We start from the raw sequence: 20,286 nt of genomic DNA, 5'->3' as shown, positions 1-20,286 counted from the left end.
TATCACATCACGTTACCGACGGTTGACTGGCTGAGTTCGCCGAACGCCACACCACGGCGCGGGGAATGGTCGCGCGCCGCGCGATCGCGCGCCGTTCACCGACCAGGGACAACAGCCTGCCGAGCACGTCGCGAAGGACCAGCAGACGCAGTGCTACACAGTAGTTTTGGGCCGCCGGCACCGGCTGGCCGGCCAGCCGGCGGACCGGGAGCAATGCGGTGATCGCCGCGAACCGGGCGACCTCGCGGACCGCCACGCCCGCCGGGGCGCAGCGGGCCAGCATGAGCAGCCGGTTGCGCTCGTTCCAGCGGTGGAACAGCGCCGAGCCGGGCGCGGTGCTCGCGCCGTGCAGGTGGCGCACCCGCGCCGCCGGCACCGAGCGCACCGTCCAGCCACCCAGCCGCAGCCGCCACGCGGTGTCGGTGTCCTCGTAGTAGCAGAAGAACTCCGCCGGCACCCCGCCAACGTCGGCCAGTGCCGCCGTGCGCACCAGCGCGGCGCCGCCGCAGAAGCCGAAGACCGGGCCGGCGGTGGCGTCCCGGCCGTAGCCGTCGCCGGTGAGCACCACGCCGACCGACTGCACGTCGCCGGTCACGGTCTCCAGCCGCGCGCTCGCGGCGGCCGCGGCCGGGTCGGCGGCCAGCGCGTCCTCCAGCTCGGCCAGCCAGTCGGCGGCGGGGATCGCGTCGTCGTTGAGCCAGGCGGTGAACTCGGTGGTCACCGTCGGTGCCACCGCCGCCAACGCGCCCGCGTAGCCGACGTTGGCCGAGGTGCGGTGCACCGCCGGCCGGGACGGGTGGCCGGCCAGGATCTCGGCGGTGCCGTCGTCGGAGGCGTTGTCCACCACCAGCAGCCGGTGTGCGCGGGTCTGCGCGGCGAGCGCGTCCAGGCAGTCGGCGACGTGCGCGCGCCCGCGCCAGGTCACCACCACGACCGTAGTCCGGATGGGGGAGTCGCCCGTGTCGTTACCCGAGGTCACGGCGCACGACCGTACTCTGTTGTCGTGCCGGAGCTCGTCGTGCTCACCGAGCAGCTGTTGGCGCCCGTCCCCGGCGGGACCGGGCGCTATACCCGCGAGCTGGTCGCCGCGCTGGCCGCGAGCGCGCCGCCCGACTGGAGCGTGGCCGGCGTGACCGCCACCCACCGGGACCTCTCGCCCGCCGTGGTGGCCGGGGTCGCCGGTCCCCGCGCGCTGCCCCTGCCCCGGCGTGGGCTGACCGCGCTGTGGGAGCGCGGCGTGCACCTGTGGCCGGGTGGGGACGCGGTGCACGCGCCGACCCCGCTCGCGCCGCCGGCCGCCCGGCGCGGCCGCAGCCTGATCGTCACCGTGCACGACCTGGTGCCCTTCACCCACCCGGAGACCCTCACCCGGCGCGGGGTCGCCTGGCACCAGGGCGCCATCCGGCGCGCGGCGGCCAGGGCCAACGCGATCGTCGTGCCGACCGTCGCGGTCGCCGAGGACCTGCACCGCTACGCCCCCGGCCCGGCCACGGTCGCGGTCGTCGGCCACGGCGTGCCGGACGCGTTGCTCGCGCACGTCGAGCCCGCCCAGCTGCACGCGACCGCGGTCGGCCTCAAGCTCCCGTCGGCCTACGTGCTCGCCGTCGGCACGGTCGAGCCGCGCAAGGGCCTTGACGTGCTGGTCGAGGCGATGGCCAGGCCGTACGCGCCGGACCTGCCGCTGGTCGTGGTCGGCCCGCGCGGCTGGGGCGAGGTCGACCTGACCGCGCTGGCCGCCCGGCACGGGCTCGCGCCTGGCCGGCTGCACGTGCTCGGCCGGATCACCGACGCCGACCTCAACGTGGTGCTGCGCCGGGCGAGCGTGCTGGCCGCGCCGAGCCGGGCGGAGGGGTTCGGCCTGCCCGTGCTGGAGGCGATGGCCGTCGGGGTGCCGGTGGTGCACTCGGACGTGCCGGCGCTGGTCGAGGTGGCCGGCGGCGCCGGGGTGGCGGTGCGCAGGGGGGACGCGTCGGCGTTGGCCGCCGGGTTGCGCGCGGTGCTGGACGATCCGGCGAGCACCGCGCAGCGGATCGCCGACGGCCGGTCGCGGGCGCAGGCGTTCAGCTGGGGGCACGCGGCCACCGAACTGTGGCGCCTGCACACCCGTTTCTTCGAGATGGCCAGCGTTCGGTAGCGGGTTTCGTAGGTTTTTCACCCGGTCGGGACTGCTGGCTACCCCGGCGGTCGTACGCTTCTCTACGTGTCCGAACCTCGCGTGCTCATCGACGCGACCGCCGTGCCCGCGGATCGTGGTGGCGTCGGCAGGTACGTCGACTCGCTCGTGTTCGCACTCGACTCCGACGGCGCGGCGATCTCCGTGGTCTGCCAACCGAGAGACGTCGAGCTCTACGGCCGCCTGGCGCCCAACTCGCGCATCGTGCCGACCGCGGAGTCCAACGCCACCCGCACCGCGCGGTTGACCTGGGAGCAGACCACACTGCCGCGCCTGGTGCGCAGGCTGGGCGTCGACGTGCTGCACTCGCCGCACTACACCACCGCGCTGGCCAACCCGGCGGCGTCGGTGGTCACCCTGCACGACGCCACGTTCTTCACCGACGCGGTGTTGCACCACTCCATCAAGGCCAGGTTCTTCCGGGCGTGGACCAGGGCCGCGCTGGCCCGCGCGTCGCTGTGTGTCGTGCCGAGCGCGGCCACCGCCACCGAGCTGGCCAGGGTCGCCAAGGCCGACCCCCGCCGGCTCGAGGTCATCCAGCACGGCGTGGACTCCGAGCGGTTCCACCTGCCGACCCAGGACGAGATCGCCACCGCGCGCCAGCTGGTCGGCCTCGGCGCTGGCGACCCGTACGTGGCGTTCCTCGGCGCGCTGGAGCCACGCAAGAACGTGCCCGCGCTGATCCGCGGGTTCGCCGCCGCCAGCCGGGGCCGGTCCGAGCCGCCAGCGCTGGTGCTCGCCGGCCAGCCGGGGTGGGACCGTCAGGTGGAGCGGGCGCTGGACGACGTGCCGCACCGGCTGCGGGTGATCCGCGCTGGCTACCTGCCGTTCGAGAGCCTGGCCGGGTTCCTCGGCGGCGCGCGGCTGGTGGCCTACCCGTCGCTCGGCGAGGGCTTCGGCCTGCCGGTGCTCGAGGCGATGGCCTGCGGCGCGTGCGTGCTGACCACCCGGCGGCTGGCGTTGCCCGAGGTCGGCGGGGACGCGGTGGCCTACTGCGGGGTCGGCGCCGGCGACATCGCCGCCGCGCTGTCTGAGCTGCTCGACGACCCGACGCGGCGGGCGCACCTGGCCGAGGCCGCGCTGCGCCGGGCCAAGGAGTTCTCCTGGCTGACGAGCGCCGAGGGGCACCGCGCGGCCTACGAGCGGGCCTACCGGGTGCACCGCCGGGGACGGTGACCGGCACAATTGACTGCTGTGCCTGTCGAATATGGCTCTGAGCTGGCCGTCGTCATCGTGACCTACTCGCCAGGCGAGACGCTCGACAGATGCCTGGACACGCTGTCCAAGGCCACCAGTCGGTCCGTTCGGGTCGTCCTCGCCGACAACGGCTCCACCGACGGCGCGCCCGAGCGGGCGAGCACCGAGCGGGAGGGCGTCGCGCTGCTGCGCACCGGGGGCAACCTCGGCTACGGCACGGCCGCCAACCGCGGCGTCGCCTCGCTGGACGAGTCCTACGGCTGGATCGTGGTCGCCAACCCGGACGTCGAGTGGGCCGACGGCGCGCTGGACACCATGATCGACGCGGCCGGCCGCTGGCCGCGCGGCGGCGCGTTCGGCCCGTTGATCAAGGAGCTGTCCGGCGAGGTGTACCCCTCGGCGCGGCTGGTGCCCTCGCTCGGCCGGGGCATCGGGCACGCCCTGCTCGGCCGGGTGTGGCCGGGCAACCCGTGGACCAAGGCCTACAAGCAGTCCGACACCGAGGTGGTGGAGCGGGTGGCCGGCTGGCTGTCCGGCTCGTGCGTGCTGATGCGCCGGGAGGCCTTCGACTCGGTCGACGGCTTCGACCCGTGCTACTTCATGTACTTCGAGGACGTCGACCTCGGTGACCGCCTGGCCAAGGCCGGGTGGCAGAACGTGTACGTGCCGTCGGCCCAGGTCGTGCACGTCCAGGGGCACTCGACGGCCCGCTCGTCGGCGGCCATGCTCGCCGCCCACCACGACAGCGCCTACCGTTTCATCGCCGACCGCCACGTCGGCCTGCGCTGGGCACCGGTGCGGCTGGCCGTCCGCGCCGGCCTCAAGGCCCGCCTGAAACTCGAGTCCCGCACCCCCTGAAACCCGCGAGTCCAACGCTCCCGACGTGTCAGGAGCGTTGGACTCGCGTGTTCGGCGGGTTGGACTCGCGGGGTTGTTGGGTCAGCGGCGGGGGCGCTTCTTGTCCTTCTTGGCGGCGTCGCGTTCGGCGGCGCGGCGCTCGCGGCGGGAGCCGCTGCTGTTGTTGCCGGCGCCCGGCTTCTGGCCGTTGCCCGACTGGCCGCCACGGGACTGCACGCCACCGCCCTCGGACGGGCCGGAGTAGGTGTACTGCTGATCGGCCGGCCGGGCGCCGCCGCGCAGCGCGGGCGGGATCTTGTCCTCCGGCCGGGCCGCCTGCTGGGCCGCGGCCGCCTCTGCGGCCCTGGCCGCCGCCTGCTGGGCCCTGGCCGCGCGGTCGGCCGCCGATGGCTGGGCGCCGCCGGCCTGCTGGCTCTGGTCGGTCACCTGCGCCCGGAACAGCAGCGTGATGACCTCCTCCTTCAACCCGTCCAGCATCGTGTTGAACATGTCGTAGCCCTCGCGCTGGTACTCGATCAGCGGGTCGCGCTGCGCCATGGCCCGCAGGCCGATGCCGTCCTTGAGGTAGTCCATCTCGTAGAGGTGCTCGCGCCACTTGCGGTCGAGCACCTCCAGCATCACCAGGCGCTCCAGCTTGCGCATGCCGTCGGTGCTCGGCAGCCGGCCGTTCTCGTCCGGCACCTGGCCGTTGATCTCGGTCTCGCGGTCGTCGTAGGACTGGCGCACGTCGGCGAGGACCGCGTCCAGCAGGTTCTCCGAGGTCAGGTCGTCGCCGCGCTCCTCCATCCCCTCGACCAGCTCATCCCAGGTCAACTTGATCGGGTACAGCTCCTTGAGCGCGGACCACAGCTTCTGGTGGTCCCAGTCCTCCGAGTAGCCATCGGCGGTCGCCTTCTGCACGTACTCGCCGACGACCTCGTCGATCATCCGGTCGATGTGGTTGCGCAGGTCCTCGCCGGCCAGCACGCGCATCCGGTTGGCGTAGATCTCCTTGCGCTGCTGGTTCATCACCTCGTCGTACTTGAGGAGGTTCTTGCGTGCCTCGAAGTTCTGCTGCTCGACCTGGGACTGCGCGCTCTTGATCGCCCGGGAGACCATCTTCGCCTCGATCGGCTGGTCCTCGGGGACGCGCATGGTCGTCATCACCCGCTCGACGAACTGCGCGTTGAACCGCCGCATCAGCTCGTCGCCGAGCGAGAGGTAGAAGCGCGACTCACCGGGGTCGCCCTGGCGGCCCGACCGGCCACGCAGCTGGTTGTCGATGCGCCGCGACTCGTGGCGCTCGGTGCCGAGCACGTACAGGCCGCCGGCCGCACGCACCTCCTCGGCCTCCGCGTGCACGTCCGCGCGGGCCTGCTCCAGCGCGTCCGGCAGCGCCGCGGTCCACTCGTCGGGCGTCTCGATCGGGTCGAGGCCCTTGTCGCGCAGCGCGCTCTCCGCGAGGTGGTCGGGGTTGCCGCCGAGCATGATGTCGGTACCGCGACCGGCCATGTTGGTCGCGACGGTGACCGCGCCCGCGTGCCCGGCCTCGGCGATGATCGCCGACTCCTTCTCGTGGTGCTTGGCGTTCAGCACGTTGTGCGGGATGCCCCGCTTCACCAGCAGCTTCGACAGGTACTCCGAGCGCTCGACACTGGTGGTGCCGATCAGCACCGGCTGGCCCTTCTCGTTGCGCTCGGCGATGTCGTCGGCGACCGCCTCGAACTTGCCCTGTTCGGTCTTGTAGATCAGGTCGGTGCGGTCGTCGCGGACCATGTCCCGGTTGGTCGGGATCGGCACGACGTGCAGCTTGTAGGTGTTCCAGAACTCGGCCGCCTCGGTCTCGGCGGTACCGGTCATGCCGGAAAGCCTGTTGTAGAGCCGGAAGTAGTTCTGCAGGGTGATCGTGGCGAGCGTCTGGTTCTCCGCCTTGATCTCCACCTTCTCCTTGGCCTCGATGGCCTGGTGCATGCCCTCGCTGTAGCGGCGGCCGGAGAGCACGCGACCGGTGAACTCGTCGACGATGAGCACCTCGCCGCTGCGGATCAGGTAGTCCTTGTCGTTCTGGTACAGCTCCTTGGCCTTGACCGCGTTGTTCAGGTAGCCGACCAGCGGGGTGTTCGCCGCGTCGTAGAGGTTGTCGATGCCGAGCTGGTCCTCGACGTAGGCGACGCCCTTCTCGCTGACGCCGATCGTGCGCCGCTTGCGGTCGACCTCGTAGTGCTTGGCGGCGATCTCGTTGGCGCGGGAGTCCTTCTCCCTCGGCGCCATCGCGGTCACGTCGATGCCCTGCATCCGCTCCACGATCCTGGCGAACTCGGTGTACCAGCGGGAGGACTGGTCGGCCGGGCCGGAGATGATCAGCGGCGTGCGGGCCTCGTCGATGAGGATCGAGTCGACCTCGTCGACGATGGCGAAGTTGTGGCCGCGCTGGACCATGTTCTCCAGGCTGCCGGCCATGTTGTCGCGCAGGTAGTCGAAGCCGAACTCGTTGTTGGTGCCGTAGGTGATGTCCGCCTCGTAGGCGCCCTTGCGCTGGGTGGGGGTCATCTCCGACAGGATCACGCCGACCTGCAGGCCGAGGAACCGGTGGACCCGGCCCATCCACTCGGCGTCGCGCTTGGCCAGGTAGTCGTTGACCGTGACCACGTGCACGCCGTTGCTGGAGATCGCGTTCAGGTAGGCGGGCAGCACCGCGGTCAGGGTCTTGCCCTCACCGGTCTTCATCTCGGAGACGTTGCCGAGGTGGAGTGCGGCGCCGCCCATGACCTGGACGTCGAAGTGGCGCTGGCGCAGGACCCGCTTGGCCGCCTCCCGGACGACGGCGAACGCCTCGGGCATCAGCTCGTCGAGCGCGTCGAAGTCGGTGGCCTTCGGGTCCTCGTCGTCGACCTCGCGCAGGTCCTCGTAGCGCTTGCGGAACTCGTCGGTCCTGGCACGCAGCTGGGCGTCGGTCAGATCGATGACCGAGCCCTCGAGATCGTTGACCCTGTCCGCGATTTTGCGTACGTGCTTGAGCGTCCTACCCTCGCCTGCGCGGAGTATCCGGGACAGCACCATCAGGTCAACCTCGCTAGCTGAATCGTCACGCGCCCGGCGGCGGGCGCCCCGTCACCTGCCATCGTAGGCGGTTACCGAATGGTGGCGTCGCGGCTTGCCCGGTCGAATTGTCAGGCGGGCAGGTCCGACCTGACTTCGGTGAGCTCACAGGTGACGTTCTGCACCGGCTCGTAGATGTCGCCGGGGATCTCCTCGGTGGTCGACGCGCCCGGCTCGAGGGTTCCGCTGCTGAAGATGCCCTCGGCGACCGCGGTGCCGGAGCCGTCGACGAAGTTGAGCGAGCCGTTGTACTCCATCGGCTCGTCGAGCGGGTTGGTGATCTCGATGGTCGCCGAGACGCCGACCGTCTTGGCCGGGGCGCCGGCACAGGCGGTGATCTTGACGAACTCCTTGGCTTCCTCGAGGTCGAGCACCTCGGCCTTGTTCGCGGCGTCCGCGTCGGCGTCCGCTTCCTCCTCGGGCGTGCTCGCGGCTTCGGTGTTCGTGTCGTTGCCCGACCCGGTCGCCTCGCCGCTGGTCGTGTCCTCGCCGCACGCGGTGAGGCCGAAGGCGATGAGACCGGTCAGTACCAACGTGACGACTTTGCTTCGGGACATGCCCGTGCTCCCCTCAGTGGTGTGACAGATCGGCACATTGTGCCGCAGTCTGAGGGTGGGCATGCCGGTGCCCCCGGGCCGTTGGCCAGGGGACACCGGCGGTCGGTCAGGGGCGGTCGTCAGACCAGGCGGATCACGCCGTAGTCGAACCCGCGGCGGCGGTACACGACGCTCGCTCGTCCGCAACTCGCGTCGTTGAACAGGTAGAAGTCGTGACCTACCAGCTCCATCTGGTAGAGGGCCTGGTCGACGGTCATCGGCGACGAGGGGTGCTCCTTCTCGCGCACGATGCGCCCAGGGAGGTTGTCGTCGGCGTCCCAGCGTTGTTCCGGTACGGCACCGTCACCGGTGAGGAAGTCCTCGGTCTCGGTGGGTGCGGGGAGAACGGCGGTCTGGGCACGGCGGCCGTTGGTCTCGGCGGTGATCGGCGTGCTGGAGGTGGCCTCCGCGACCGACGACGGGCTGCGGCGGCCGTAATGGACACGCCTGCGGTCGTGTAGCCGGCGGAGCCGGTTCTCGAGCTTGGTCACGGCGGCGTCCAGGGCCGCGTAGAAGTCGCCGGCGGTTGCCTCCGCACGAACGGCGGGGCCTCTGCCCATGCCGGTGATCTCGACCCGCTGGCAGTTCTTGGCCTGCCGGGGGTTCGGCTCGTGGAACAACTCCACGTCGAAGCGGATGACCTTGCGGTCGTAGCGCTCGAGGCGAGTCAGTTTCTCCTCGACGTGCACTCGGTAGTGCTCGGGCACCTCGACGTTGCGGCCTTTAACGACGATGTCCATACACGACCTCCCTCGCGTGAGCGAGCTAGTGAGCGAACTTCGGCGCCGGAAATCTGGGCTCCAGGATTGGTGGACGGCCAGATCGGGATAGGACCAGAGGACGCACTCCTCAGAAATCCTCCGGCGCCAGGGGCATGGGCTTCTCGCCTCCTCCCTGCGAACCGGGAACGCTGATAGCGGGCACGTTAGCTTGGCTTGTGCGTCCGCAAAAGCCCCCTCGGCGGGGGAACTTTGCTCTCCGGTGTCGCTTACGCAGAGCAACGTTGCCGCGGGTCACCGCGGCGGGTTGCCGGTGGTCGTCCGGCTGGATCGCGGCAGACGGATTCCTTTGGCCGTACCAGGCACACCCTGTGTGGTGCCGCGCTGCCCTCGCCGGTGGCGGAGGGTAGGTGTGCCGGTGTCCCATACCCGAACAACGATCAACTTCGCGCTGAAGTTCCCGCGACGATTTCACCCATACGGGGGTATCCGAATGGTGAAACACGTCGTCTCCGGAGGTGTTCCGGACTGTCACAACGGTGGTCGCCACTCGAACGGGAAGGCGACGAAATTGCTGGGTATGGGCGGAAAAATGGGCTGGACAGCCCGGTTCGGCCACTTACTGGCGAGTATCCGGAAATGGTGGCCGGGAGTGGTGGGCTGGGCACGTACGGCTGACCTGGATCCGGTGACGCGTGCCGGTTTTCGCCGCACAGCGTGGCTGCCCAGCGCGCGCGACCGGCGTGGCTGACATGGTCGGGTGGTTGGCCGAGCCGGTCCGGGCGATGTGGCCGGTCAGGTGGTGGCCGTGAGCGCGAGTACGGCGGTGACCTCGGTGCCGGTCGTGGCCAGGGCGCCGGCGCAGGCGGCCGCCGTGGCGCCGGTGGTGATCACGTCGTCCAGCAGCACGACCCGCGCTCCGGGTGGCGGGGCCTTCCCGGGCACCCTGCGCAGGTTGCCGGCCAGGTTCGCCGCCCTGGCCTGGGCGTTCAGGCCGACCGAGTCGAGCGCCCGGCCGTCAAGGCGCAGCGACCGGGCCACCACCGCCGGGATGCCCGACCTCCGCAGCCGCGCCGCGCAGTGGTGCGCCACGGCGGCCATGTGTTGGCCGCCGCGTTGTCTGGCCGCCGCCGGCCGCGACGGGGCCGGGACCAGCACCAGCGGGCCCGCTCTCGGCTCGCCGACGGCGTGCGGGGCGACGCCGGGGACGATGCCGGGGACGATGCCGGGGACGATGCGCGGGATCGCCTCGGCCAGCGGTCTGGCCAGGTGGGCGGCCAGCTCCCGGCGGGCCCGCTCCTTGTAGGCGAGCACCGCCCGCCTGGCCGGGCCCGCGTAGCCCGCCAGGGCGTAGGCGGGCGGCAGGGCGGGCCGGGACACCGGCACCGGGCCGCCGCCGAACACGCGGGCACAGCCGGCGCACCAGGCGCCACCGGGTGTGCCGCAGCCAGCGCAGGGCGCCGGCAGGATCAACTCGACCAGGGCATGAAAAGAACGCATGGTCGAATGATCGCACCGGGCCCCGACAGAACCGGTCGTCGCAGGTCAGCCGGGGTAGAACGGGATCGCGTCCTGGGCCTGCCCGTGCGGGTGCTGGCGCCACAGCTGCCCGACCCCCGCCACGCTGGACACCGCCGCGCTGTCGGTCACCAGCACGTCCCGGTCCGTCGCGGCGGCGATGGCCTTGACCGGCAACTGCAGGTTGCTGCGGTCGAAGATGTCCGCCTTCAGCCCGTCGACCGACAGGCTCACCACCGGCACCTGCCGCTGCTGGGTGGCCACCACCAAGGTGTCCTGGCGGTACCAGTCGACGCTGATCGCCTGCTGGATGTTCGTCGGCTGCAGCTGGCGCGGGTACCGCAGGATCACCGAGCCCTTCTCCCGCACCACCGAGGCCACCACCAGTCCGCCGTCGGCCACGATCGCGGCTCTGGTGCCGTCCCTGGACAGCCGTAGGTCGGTGATCCGACCATGGCTGTCCAACTCCGAGGAACTCACCTGCAGCGCCTTCCAGTCATCGCCGCTGGCCCGGACCACCCGCACGACCTCGCCGTCGGCCACCGTCCAGACCTCGGTCGGCTCGGCCTCGGCCGATGTGCTCACCAACCACGTCGGCCTGGTCATGGTCTGGACCTCGCTGTTGATCAACCGCAGCGGCTCCCCGTACCGGCCGAGCCGCAGCCGGGGTCCGGCCTCGGTGCCCACCACCGCAGCCAGGTACTCGCCGTCGATGGACTGCGCCGCGGTGAGCACGTTGTACTCACCGTTGCCCGCCGGCCCGTCGATCGGCTTGCCGTCCCGCAGCGACCGCACCCGGCCGTTGGTCACCACCAGCCCCGGCAGGCCGGAGTCCGGCTTGGTGGGCGCGTCGTAGGCCTTCAGGTCGCTGATCCGCCAGTCCTGGTGCCCGGAGATCAGGTCCTGGCCGTCGGCCAGCAGCCGCAGCCTGGTCGAGGTCACCGTCTGCAGGGACAGCACGATCTGCGCGGCCATCTGTTCGCGTTGCTCAAGGGTCTTGTCGCCGACGGACTTGAGGTCGACCCGCAACGAGCCGGTCTCGTCGATCACCACGTTCGTTCTCGTGACGAGGCCCTCCAGCGGCGAGACCACCGACCGGGCCATGGTGTCCGACGGACCGGACAACAGCACGGTGACCACCCGTGCCGGCAACCCGCTGACCGGCTCGGCCGCCACATACCGCAGGTCCGGCACGGTGACCCGCCGGTCGAGATCGAAGTAGTACACCGTGACCGGCCGGTAGCTCGCCTTGAACGCCTCCAGTGGCACGAACACCGTGTCCGGCGGGTTGGAGATCCGCCAGGTGCCGTTGGGCTGCTGGATCACGGTCACGTCGTAGGTCTCGTCACCGACCGCCGCGGTGAACGCGTAGTCGGCCTTCACCCGGCCGAACAGGTTCACCTGCAGGACCACCGTCTCGATGCCGTCCGGTGGCGCGCCGGCGTCGTTGGCCTGCCGGTCGTTCTTGGGCACCGTGGCGAAGGTGTCCAGGATGACCGTCAGCGACTCGCCGCTGTCCCAGTTCCGCTTGCCCTCCTCGGTCAGGTACGCGGCCGCGGCCTCCGGGTTGCCCGAGTTCTCGATGAACTCCCGCACCACGTCGAACGCGTCGAGGTCGGGATCCGGTTCGGCCACGGTGGGCTTGGGCTGCTGGATCACGTCGTCGCGCACCGCGTGCGGTTTGGAGGACTCGGGGATGGTCGTGCAGCCCGCGGCCATGACCACCGCCAGCAGCGCGAGCAGCAGCCGTCTGCGCCGGGTCATCGGACCTCCTCCCACGCCGGCGCCGACGGCGGGGCCGGCGGCGGCTCGTCGGACTCGGGCGGCACGGTGACCCGGATGGCGTCGTCGGCCACCGGTGTCGACTCGGCCAGTTCGCCCTCCTCCAGGTCGGCGTCCAGCGGTGGCAGCGGCAGCGGGCTCTCGCTCGGCGGCTCGCCCTGGCGGCGGGGCAGCGTGAGCCGGAAGCACGCGCCCTTGCGCGGCTCGCCCCACGCGTCCAGCTCGCCGCCGTGCAGCCGGGCGTCCTCGACGCTGATCGCGAGGCCGAGACCGGTGCCGCCGGTGTGCCGGTTGCGGGACGGGTCGGCTCGCCAGAACCGGTTGAACACCAGCCCGGCCTCGCCCTGGCGAAGGCCGATGCCGTAGTCCCGGACGGTGACCGCGATGGCGTTGTCGTTGAACGCCATCCGCAGCCGGACCGGCCGGCTCTCGCCGTGGTCGACGGCGTTGGCCAGCAGGTTGCGCAGCACCCGCTCGATGCGCCGCGAGTCGACCTCGGCCAGCGCCTCCTCGTCGGGCAGGTCGAGCACGATCTCGCTGCCCGCGGTGCGCGCGATGGTGCCGACGGCCCGCGCCGCGATCGGCCGCAGGTCGATCTCGTCGGCCATCAGCTCCTCGACGCCCGCGTCCAGCCTGCTGATCTCCAGCAGGTCGGCCAGCAGTGCCTCGAACCGGTCGAGCTCGTCGACCAGCAGCTCGGTCGAGCGGGACAGCCCTGGCGGGAACTGCTCACGGGAGGCGTGCAGCACGTCGGCGGCCATCCGGACGGTGGTCAGCGGGGTGCGCAGCTCGTGGGAGACGTCGGAGGTGAACCGGCGTTGCAGCGTGCCGAACTCCTCGAGCTGGCGGATCTGCCGCTCGATGCTCTCGGCCATCTCGTTGTAGGACTCGGCCAGCTTGGCGACGTCGTCCTCGCCGACCACCAGCATGCGTTGGTCCAGCTCCCCGCCGGCGAAACGCTCCGCGGCCCGCGCGGCGGTGCGCACCGGGCGGACCACCTGCCGGGTCACCAGGTTCGCGATGCCGGCCAGCAGCAGCAACACCACCAGCCCACCGACCAGCAGGGTCGACTGCACCACGCTGACGGTGCGCTGCTCGGCGGTCATCGGGAACATCAGGTACAGCTGCATCGGCCGATTGGCCGTGCCGAACGGCGCGCCGACGATGAGGAACGTGGTGCGCCCCTCCGCCCGGTCCACGGTGTGGATCTCCACCGCGAACTGGTGGCGCTGCACGAAGTTGCGCAGGGTGGTCGGCACGTCGTCGTACATGCCGACGGCGATCGTGTCGTTGGCCTCGGCCAGCGCGTTCGAGTCGCTGGCCAGCACCGGCTCGAACGCGCCGGCGGCCGAGTTCGCGGTGCCGCTGCCAGGGGAGGAGCTGGTCAGCTCGTTCAGCGCGCTGGTCAGCCGGCTGCGCACGGCGTCGGCCGGGTTGACCCCGACCAGCTGGGCCTCCACGACCTGGACCGCGTCGCGGGTGGCCGCGATCGCCGCCTCCTCCTTGGTCTCCAGCAGCCGGCCGGTGATCTGGTTCTGCAGGATCATGCCCAGCACGAACACCACCGCGGAGGACAGCGCGAGGGTGCTGACCACGACCCGTACCTGTAGCGAACGGCGCCACAGGACACTGAAGTAGGCCGCCCGCTGGCGGCAGAACTCGACGGCCCGGGCGCTCATGTCGGCCACCGCCCGGAACGGCCGTTTCACCAGGACATCACGGTCACGGTGGACCAGCCTTGTAACCGACCCCGCGCACGGTCAACACCACCTCGGGGTGCTCCGGGTCGGTCTCGACCTTGGAACGCAGCCGCTGGACGTGCACGTTCACCAGCCGGGTGTCCGCGGCGTGCCGGTAGCCCCAGACCTGCTCGAGCAGCACCTCGCGGGTGAACACCTGCCTCGGCTTGCGGGCGAGCGCGACCAGCAGGTCGAACTCCAGCGGGGTCAGCTGGATCGCGACGCCCTCCCTGGTCACCTCGTGCCCCGGCACGTCGATGGTGAGGTCACCGATGCTGAGCATCTCCGCTGGCTCGGCGTCGGTGCGCCGCAGGCGGGCACGCACGCGGGCCACGAGCTCCTTGGGCTTGAACGGCTTGACCACGTAGTCGTCCGCGCCGGACTCGAGGCCGAGCACGATGTCGACGGTGTCGCTCTTGGCCGTCAGCATCACGATCGGCACGCCGGACTCGGCCCGGATCGCCTTGCACACGTCGATCCCGTTGATGCCGGGTAGCATCAGGTCGAGCAGCACCAGGTCAGGCCTCAGCTCACGCAATGCGGGCAATGCCCGGTTGCCCTCGGCGACCACCGCGGTGTCGAATCCCTCACCCCGCAGCACGATGGTCAACATCTCGGCGAGAGCCGGGTCATCGTCTACTACCAGCACACGTGCCTTCATGGATACATCGTCGCACTTCGCGAGTGTCGTTCGTGTGGGACCCGCCCTGGCGGGGTGATCGGAGTGTAACGCCGGCCGTGATGTAAACGTTTTACTGGTTGACGGATCAATCTTGGGGGGCCATGGAGGGCTTGAATGGGCATCCGCCGGCTCAACCACGCTGTGCTCTACGTCCGGGACGTGGCACGCAGCGTGGCCTTCTACCAGGAAGTGTTGGGATTCCTGGTAGTACACGAGCGGCCGACAGCGGCGTTCCTGCGCGCCGCGGACTCGGACAACGACCATGACCTCGGCCTGTTCGCCGTCCGGGGCGGCCAGCAGTCGGCGCCAGGGACCGCGGTCGGGCTCTACCACCTCGCGTGGTCGGTGAACACGCTGCCGGAGCTGGCGACCTTCGCCAAGAAGCTCACCGCGGCGGGTGCGTTGGTCGGCTCATCGGACCATCTGGTGTCCAAGTCGTTGTACGGCAAGGACCCTGACGGCCTGGAGTTCGAGGTCTCCTGGCTGGTGCCCCGGGACCGGGTGACCAGACAGATGAGCGAGTCCCCGACGATGGGCCGGCTGGACATCGACGCCGAGATCGAGCGCTGGGGCCCGGACCTGCTCGGCGCGCTCTAGCCAGGCTCCAGCGCGACCCTAGGTCAACCGGGCCGCCAGCTCCCGGAAGTCCGGAGTGGACGTTCCGTCGACCACCTGCCACGGCGACAGCCAGCGCTCGCGCGCGAGCCCGTCGTACACCGCGGCCACCCTGGCCTGCAGCGGCTGGTCGGCCTCCCAGGTGTCCCGGCCGCGGTCCTCGGTGCGCTCGCGGTGCGCCGAGCGTTCGGCGGCCACGTCGACCGGGACCCGCAGCAGCAGGTGCGCGTCGGGCACCGGCAGGCCGAAACGCTCGATCTCGATGAGCCGGACCCAGTCGACGAACTCGCCCCGCGCGTCCTGGTGCAGCCGGGCGGCGCCGAAGGCCGCGTTCGACGCGACGTACCGGTCGAGCAGCACGACATCGTTGTGCAGCAGGGCATCGCGCAGGCTCTCGGCGGCCCCCCTGCGGTCGAGCGCGTACAGCATGGCCATGCCGTAGACCTCGTCGCCGAAGCCGCCGAGCCGGCCGTGCAGGCCCTCGTGCACCAGGTCGGCGTGGATGTCCTCGCCGTAGCGGGGGAACGCCAGCCGGGCGACCCGGCCGCCCAGCTCGGCGGTGAGCTTGTCGGCCATGGTGCGCTTGCCGGCGCCGTCGAGGCCCTCGATCGCGATCAGTAGTCCCACGACCGTGAGCCTAGGAGAAGGTCTAGGAGAAGCGCAGGTGACACCAGGGACTGGAGCGTTCGGTCATCAGCAGCCGGTGCGGGCCGCGCACCGAGACGTACATGTGCCCGTACTCCTCGTTGTCGAACCGGATGACCCGGCCGAGCGCGTAGCCGGCGGAGAAGTCGGCCCACGAGGTGTAGGTCCGCCGGCACAGCTCCCCGGCGCGCAGCACCACCGACGTCGCGGTGTGGTGGTCGCAGAACCCGCCGCCGTGGCCGCGGCGGGCCAGGTTCACCGCCCGGCCGAAGTCGTAGCCGAGCACGGAGCTGACCATGCCGTCTGGCGGCAGCACGCCGTCGGCACGGAACCTGGCCTCGTAGCGGGTGATCACGCCGACCAGGTCGACCAGGGCGTCCTGGTCGGTGCGCTGGCGGTGGGCCAGCTCGCGCGCCGCGCGCCGCCACACCACCGGGTCGCAGCCACCGTGCCGGTGGATCAGCTGGCGGCGCAGGGTGAGCACGGCGTCGATCTCGAGGCCCACGTTCATCCCGGCGAGCAGGTGGTCGACCTGGTGGCGCCAGCTCTCCGGGGTGGTCACCCCCCAGCTGTCGGCCAGGGCCGCGCGGTCATCGTCGAAGTCGCGGTCCGGGTCGCCCAACGCGTTCCACGGACTCGAGACGTGTACCGGAATATGGGCGCCGCAGGCGAAGCCGTGCGCGAGCGGGCCGAAGAACGGGCCGGCCGTTGTGGCCACCAGCCCCTCGACATGATCACAGACCACCACGGCGGGAAAGTTTACGTGCAACGGCCGGCCGCGTCCTGTCCGTCCTGGGGGTATGAACCGGTTTCGTTGCCTCGTAGGGGTGTTGGTGCTGCTGACGGTCGCCGGCTGCGGCGGGGGAGTCCAGGGAGGCACGCCGGGCGGCCAACCCGAGCTGGCGGACACGTTGTGGGGACAGACGTTCCTGCTCACCGAGGCGCTCACCGACGGTGAGCCCGAGCCCGCCATCGCCGGCAGCGAGGTGTCGTTGAAGTTCACCGACGACGGCAGGCTGGTCGCGCGAGCCCGGTGCAACACGATGTCCGGCTCGCCGACCCTCGACAGTGGCCGGCTCGTGTTGGACGGGCTGGAGACCACCGGGATGGGCTGTGACCCCGAGCGGCACGCGCAGGACGAGTGGCTGAGCGGGTTCCTCACCGGCACGCCGACCTGGGAGCTGGCCGACGCGCGGCTGACGCTGACCGGCGGGGCCACCCGGCTGGTGCTCACCGAGCGCTCGGTGAGCGACCCGGACCGGCCGCTGGCGGGCACCGTCTGGACGGTCGACACGCTGGTCGACGGCCAGAGCGCGGACAGCGCCTCCTCGAGCGCGGCGCTGCCGGCGCCCGCGACCGTCGAGTTCGGACCGGACCAGGTGAGCGTGTTCGCCGGCTGCAACGGCGGCACGGCGACCTACGCGGTCGATGGCGACACGATCACCATCGACCCGCTGATGTTGACCAGGAAAGCCTGCGCCGATGAGATCATGAAGCTGGAGACGGCGGTGGTCGCGGTGCTCGACGGCTCGATCACCTTCGACATCGAGTCGGCCGTGTTGACCGTGGAACACCCGTCCGGCAAAGGACTGCGACTACGTGCCGAGTGACCAGAACGAGCTGCCGGTGATCTCCTTCGCGAGCCAGGACGAGTTCGCCGCGTGGTTGGTGGCCAATGTGGAGACCCGCGGCCTGTGGCTGCGGTTCGCGAAGAAGGGCACCGGCATCCCGTCGGTCAACTACGCCCAGGCACTGGCTGTCGCGCTGCGGCACGGGTGGATCGACGGCCAGGTCAAGCGGGTCGACGACACCTACTACGTGCAGCGGTTCACCCCGCGCACGAGACGCAGCCGGTGGTCGAAGATCAACCGCGCGTCGGCGGAACGGATGATCGCCGCCGGCGAGATGACCGAGCGCGGGCTGCGGGAGGTCGAGGCGGCCAGGGCGGACGGGCGCTGGGCGGCCGCCTACGCCAGCCCGGCCACCGCCACCGTGCCCGACGACCTGCGGGCGGCCCTGGACGCGAACCCGGCGGCCGCGGCCTTCTTCGGCACGCTCACGGGCCAGAACCGGTACGCGATCCTGCACCGGGTCGAGGAGGCCAGGCGCGCGGAGACCCGCGCCCGGCGGATCGCGAAGTTCGTCGAGATGCTCGAACGCGGCGAGACGCTGCGCTGAACGGCCGAAGCCGGTCACGCCTGGCGGCGTGACCGGCTTCGGCAGGTGAGACTCAGTAGCGGTAGTGGTCGGCCTTGTACGGGCCGTCCACGTCCACGTCGATGTACTCCGCCTGCTCCTTGGACAGCTTGGTGAGCTGGCCGCCGAGCGCCTCCAGGTGGATGCGCGCGACCTTCTCGTCCAGCTTCTTGGGCAGCCGGTACACCTCCTTGTCGTACTCCTCGATCTTGGTGAACAGCTCGATCTGCGCGATCACCTGGTTGGAGAAGGAGTTCGACATCACGAACGACGGGTGGCCGGTCGCGTTGCCCAGGTTCATCAGCCGGCCCTCGGACAGCACCAGGATCGAGTGCCCGTCGGGGAAGACCCACTCGTCGACCTGCGGCTTGATGTTGATCCGCCGGACGCCGGGGTAGCGCGCGAGACCGGAGATGTCGATCTCGTTGTCGAAGTGACCGACGTTACCCAGGATGGCCTGGTGCTTCATCTTGGCCATGTGCTCGGCCATCACCACGTCCTTGTTGCCCGTGGTGGTGATGATGATGTCCGCCCGGTCGAGCACGTCCTCGAGCCGCTGCACGTCGTAGCCGTCCATCGCGGCCTGCAGCGCGCAGATCGGGTCGATCTCGGTGATGATCACCCGCGCGCCCTGGCCACGCAGCGACTCCGCCGAGCCCTTGCCGACGTCGCCGTAGCCGCAGACGACCGCGACCTTGCCGCCGATCAGCACGTCGGTGCCCCGGTTGATGCCGTCGATCAGCGAGTGCCGGATGCCGTAGCGGTTGTCGAACTTCGACTTGGTCACCGAGTCGTTGACGTTGATCGCCGGGAACAGCAGCTCACCCGCGGCGGCCAGCTGGTACAGGCGCAGCACGCCGGTGGTGGTCTCCTCGGTGACGCCCTTGATCTCCGCGCCGGTGCGGGTCCACTTCTTGGCGTCGGCGGCCAGCGAGTTGCGCAGCGTCTCGAGGATGATCTTCCACTCGTCCGCGTCGTTGTCCTCCGGCTGTGGCACCACCCCGGCTGCCTCGTACTGGGTTCCCTTGTGCACCAACAGGGTCGCGTCCCCGCCGTCGTCGAGGAGCATGTTCGGCGCCCCACCACCCGGCCAGGTCAGCATCTGCTCGGTGCACCACCAGTACTCCTCCAGCGTCTCGCCCTTCCAGGCGAACACCGGAACACCCTTCGGCTCCTCGGGGGTGCCGTGCGGGCCGACGACCACGGCCGCGGCCGCGTGGTCCTGGGTGGAGAAGATGTTGCACGACGCCCAGCGAACCTCGGCGCCGAGCGACACCAGCGTCTCGATCAGCACCGCGGTCTGCACGGTCATGTGCAGCGATCCGGAGACCCGGGCCCCACGCAGGGGATAGACCTCCGAGTACTCCCGCCGCAGTGCCATCAGGCCGGGCATCTCGTGCTCGGCGAGGCGGATCTCCTTGCGGCCGAACTCGGCCTCCGCGAGGTCGGCCACCGCGAAGTCCAGCTCACCGACTTTCCTGGCATATCGTGCCGTGGTCGCGTCCTGGCTGTTGACTGCGGTCATCCCGTGCGTCCTCCAAACTAAAAAGTCATCGGCTGGACACTACCGTTACTCGAAATTGATCGACTCGAGTGGCTATGGAGTACTGGAGGCGTTCTCGTGTTGACCCCAGGCCCGGACACCCGCGTGGTCGAGCTACGCGTGCACGGGGCAATGGGCACGACCCCCGAGTCGCTTGTCTCCGCCGTGGCTGCCGTCGATGTCGCCGGCGACGGGGTCGGGCGGTTCGTCCGCCCGGCCGACCGGCTGCTGCGCCCGGCGCCCGGCCCGATGCTGCGCGCCGAGGGCCAGTCGATCCCCCGGGTGGTGGAGGGCTATGTCTGGGGCGCGATGACCTCCGGTGGTGCGGCGAAGGCGGCCTGGGCGTTGCTGTTCCCGTTCTCCCTGGCCAACGTCGCGCACTGGATGCTGCCGCCGGCGCCGAGCGGCCACCGGCTGGCCGCCCGCCTCGGGCTGGTGAACCGGTCGCTGCTGCGGCTGGCGGGCGCGCTGCTGACCATGTTGTTGGTCACACAGGTGGCGGTGGTGAGCCTGGACCTGATCGCCGCGCAGTGCCTCGCGCCCGGCTCGACGTGCCTGGCGACCGTGGTGCCGGAGTGGCTGCGCTCGGCGTACCTGGTGCGTCCGCTGGCCGGTCTGCTGCCGGTGTTGGTGACGATCTGGATCCTGCACCGGATCTCCTGCGTGGCCTGGGGGCCCGATGGCGGCCGGGCGCCGGACAACCCGCCGCCGACCCCGCCCAACGCGCGGGTCCAGCTGCCGGGCACGAATCTGGCCGCCGACCCGGACACCCCGACGCTGCGCGCGCTGCACCTGGTGGCCGCGCTGGCCACGGTCGCCATGCTGCCGCTTGGCGGGCCGTTCGCCGCGCCGGCCGGTGGGCTGGCGGTGCTCTGGGCGCTCGCCCTGGCCCTGCTGGTCGGGGCCTTGGTCGGCGTGCTGGCGCTGGACGACCTGGCCGGCGAC

The 20,286-nt window shown here is 71.0% G+C and carries 17 protein-coding genes and 1 pseudogene; 7 read left to right on the top strand and 11 right to left on the bottom strand.

Annotation, left to right across the window (positions count from 1 at the left end; genetic code table 11):
* Positions 1-7: 7 nt before the first annotated feature.
* On the bottom strand, positions 8-925 hold the full coding sequence (locus ACYVIP_RS26655) for a glycosyltransferase family 2 protein (RefSeq protein ID WP_460401088.1): 918 nt from the start codon (positions 923-925) through the stop codon (positions 8-10).
* A gap of 78 nt (positions 926-1,003) precedes the next feature.
* Here ACYVIP_RS26655 and ACYVIP_RS26650 point away from each other — a divergent pair, with 78 nt between their 5' ends.
* The 3 genes from ACYVIP_RS26650 to ACYVIP_RS26640 all read left to right on the top strand — a co-directional run bounded on the left by ACYVIP_RS26650 (position 1,004) and on the right by ACYVIP_RS26640 (position 4,228).
* On the top strand, positions 1,004-2,134 hold the full coding sequence (locus ACYVIP_RS26650; protein WP_460401086.1) for a glycosyltransferase family 4 protein: 1,131 nt from the start codon (positions 1,004-1,006) through the stop codon (positions 2,132-2,134).
* Between the two features lie 81 nt (positions 2,135-2,215).
* Entirely contained in the window at positions 2,216-3,349 is a 1,134-nt protein-coding gene (locus ACYVIP_RS26645; protein ID WP_460401122.1) for a glycosyltransferase family 4 protein, read from the top strand.
* 18 nt (positions 3,350-3,367) lie between these two features.
* Positions 3,368-4,228: a glycosyltransferase family 2 protein gene (locus ACYVIP_RS26640; RefSeq protein WP_460401084.1), complete on the top strand. Its 861-nt coding sequence runs from the start codon at positions 3,368-3,370 to the stop codon at positions 4,226-4,228.
* Between the two features lie 81 nt (positions 4,229-4,309).
* On the opposite strand, the gene secA is transcribed toward ACYVIP_RS26640, so the two are convergent.
* The 7 genes from secA to mtrA all read right to left on the bottom strand — a co-directional run bounded on the left by secA (position 4,310) and on the right by mtrA (position 14,321).
* Positions 4,310-7,267 carry a preprotein translocase subunit SecA gene (gene secA / locus ACYVIP_RS26635; protein WP_460401082.1) on the bottom strand — a complete coding sequence of 986 codons (2,958 nt, stop codon included), beginning with the start codon at positions 7,265-7,267 and terminating at the stop codon, positions 4,310-4,312.
* Between the two features lie 110 nt (positions 7,268-7,377).
* A complete protein-coding gene (locus ACYVIP_RS26630; protein ID WP_460401080.1) occupies positions 7,378-7,863 on the bottom strand; it encodes a hypothetical protein in 486 nt (161 codons plus the stop codon).
* A 119-nt stretch (positions 7,864-7,982) separates the two neighbouring features.
* Complete coding sequence (gene hpf / locus ACYVIP_RS26625) at positions 7,983-8,642, bottom strand: ribosome hibernation-promoting factor, HPF/YfiA family (RefSeq protein WP_460401078.1); 660 nt, start codon at positions 8,640-8,642, stop codon at positions 7,983-7,985.
* A gap of 774 nt (positions 8,643-9,416) precedes the next feature.
* On the bottom strand, positions 9,417-10,121 hold the full coding sequence (locus tag ACYVIP_RS26620; RefSeq protein ID WP_460401076.1) for a ComF family protein: 705 nt from the start codon (positions 10,119-10,121) through the stop codon (positions 9,417-9,419).
* A gap of 45 nt (positions 10,122-10,166) precedes the next feature.
* Positions 10,167-11,903, bottom strand: a complete 1,737-nt coding sequence (locus tag ACYVIP_RS26615; RefSeq protein WP_460401074.1) for an LpqB family beta-propeller domain-containing protein — start codon at positions 11,901-11,903, stop codon at positions 10,167-10,169.
* A complete protein-coding gene (gene mtrB, locus ACYVIP_RS26610; protein ID WP_460401120.1) occupies positions 11,900-13,600 on the bottom strand; it encodes an MtrAB system histidine kinase MtrB in 1,701 nt (566 codons plus the stop codon). The genes ACYVIP_RS26615 and mtrB overlap by 4 nt, the downstream gene beginning before the upstream one ends.
* A 43-nt stretch (positions 13,601-13,643) precedes the next feature.
* Positions 13,644-14,321, bottom strand: a complete 678-nt coding sequence (gene mtrA, locus ACYVIP_RS26605; protein WP_460401072.1) for an MtrAB system response regulator MtrA — start codon at positions 14,319-14,321, stop codon at positions 13,644-13,646.
* Between the two features lie 135 nt (positions 14,322-14,456).
* Here mtrA and ACYVIP_RS26600 point away from each other — a divergent pair, with 135 nt between their 5' ends.
* Positions 14,457-14,939, top strand: coding sequence for a VOC family protein (locus ACYVIP_RS26600; RefSeq protein WP_460401070.1), 483 nt, complete (start codon positions 14,457-14,459; stop codon positions 14,937-14,939).
* A gap of 18 nt (positions 14,940-14,957) precedes the next feature.
* Here ACYVIP_RS26600 and ACYVIP_RS26595 read toward each other — a convergent pair whose 3' ends face one another.
* Both ACYVIP_RS26595 and ACYVIP_RS26590 read right to left on the bottom strand, forming a co-directional pair.
* Positions 14,958-15,584, bottom strand: coding sequence for a dTMP kinase (locus ACYVIP_RS26595; RefSeq protein WP_460401068.1), 627 nt, complete (start codon positions 15,582-15,584; stop codon positions 14,958-14,960).
* A 22-nt stretch (positions 15,585-15,606) separates the two neighbouring features.
* On the bottom strand, positions 15,607-16,350 hold the full coding sequence (locus ACYVIP_RS26590; RefSeq protein WP_460401065.1) for a DUF1266 domain-containing protein: 744 nt from the start codon (positions 16,348-16,350) through the stop codon (positions 15,607-15,609).
* Positions 16,351-16,429: 79 nt separating this feature from the next.
* Between ACYVIP_RS26590 and ACYVIP_RS26585 the strand changes: the two genes are divergently transcribed.
* Positions 16,430-17,212 carry an META domain-containing protein gene (locus tag ACYVIP_RS26585; protein ID WP_460401063.1) on the top strand — a complete coding sequence of 261 codons (783 nt, stop codon included), beginning with the start codon at positions 16,430-16,432 and terminating at the stop codon, positions 17,210-17,212.
* Complete coding sequence (locus tag ACYVIP_RS26580) at positions 17,202-17,780, top strand: YdeI/OmpD-associated family protein (RefSeq protein WP_460401061.1); 579 nt, start codon at positions 17,202-17,204, stop codon at positions 17,778-17,780. The genes ACYVIP_RS26585 and ACYVIP_RS26580 overlap by 11 nt, the downstream gene beginning before the upstream one ends.
* A 52-nt stretch (positions 17,781-17,832) precedes the next feature.
* On the opposite strand, the gene ahcY is transcribed toward ACYVIP_RS26580, so the two are convergent.
* Complete coding sequence (ahcY, locus tag ACYVIP_RS26575) at positions 17,833-19,323, bottom strand: adenosylhomocysteinase (RefSeq protein WP_460401059.1); 1,491 nt, start codon at positions 19,321-19,323, stop codon at positions 17,833-17,835.
* Positions 19,324-19,473: 150 nt separating this feature from the next.
* Between ahcY and ACYVIP_RS26570 the strand changes: the two are divergent.
* Positions 19,474-20,286: pseudogene (locus ACYVIP_RS26570) on the top strand (hypothetical protein); the annotation flags it as partial.

The organism is Actinophytocola sediminis, assembly GCF_054779715.1.
The sequence above is the reverse complement of the archived record's forward strand: the minus strand, read 5'-3'. Positions and strand labels throughout refer to the sequence as shown.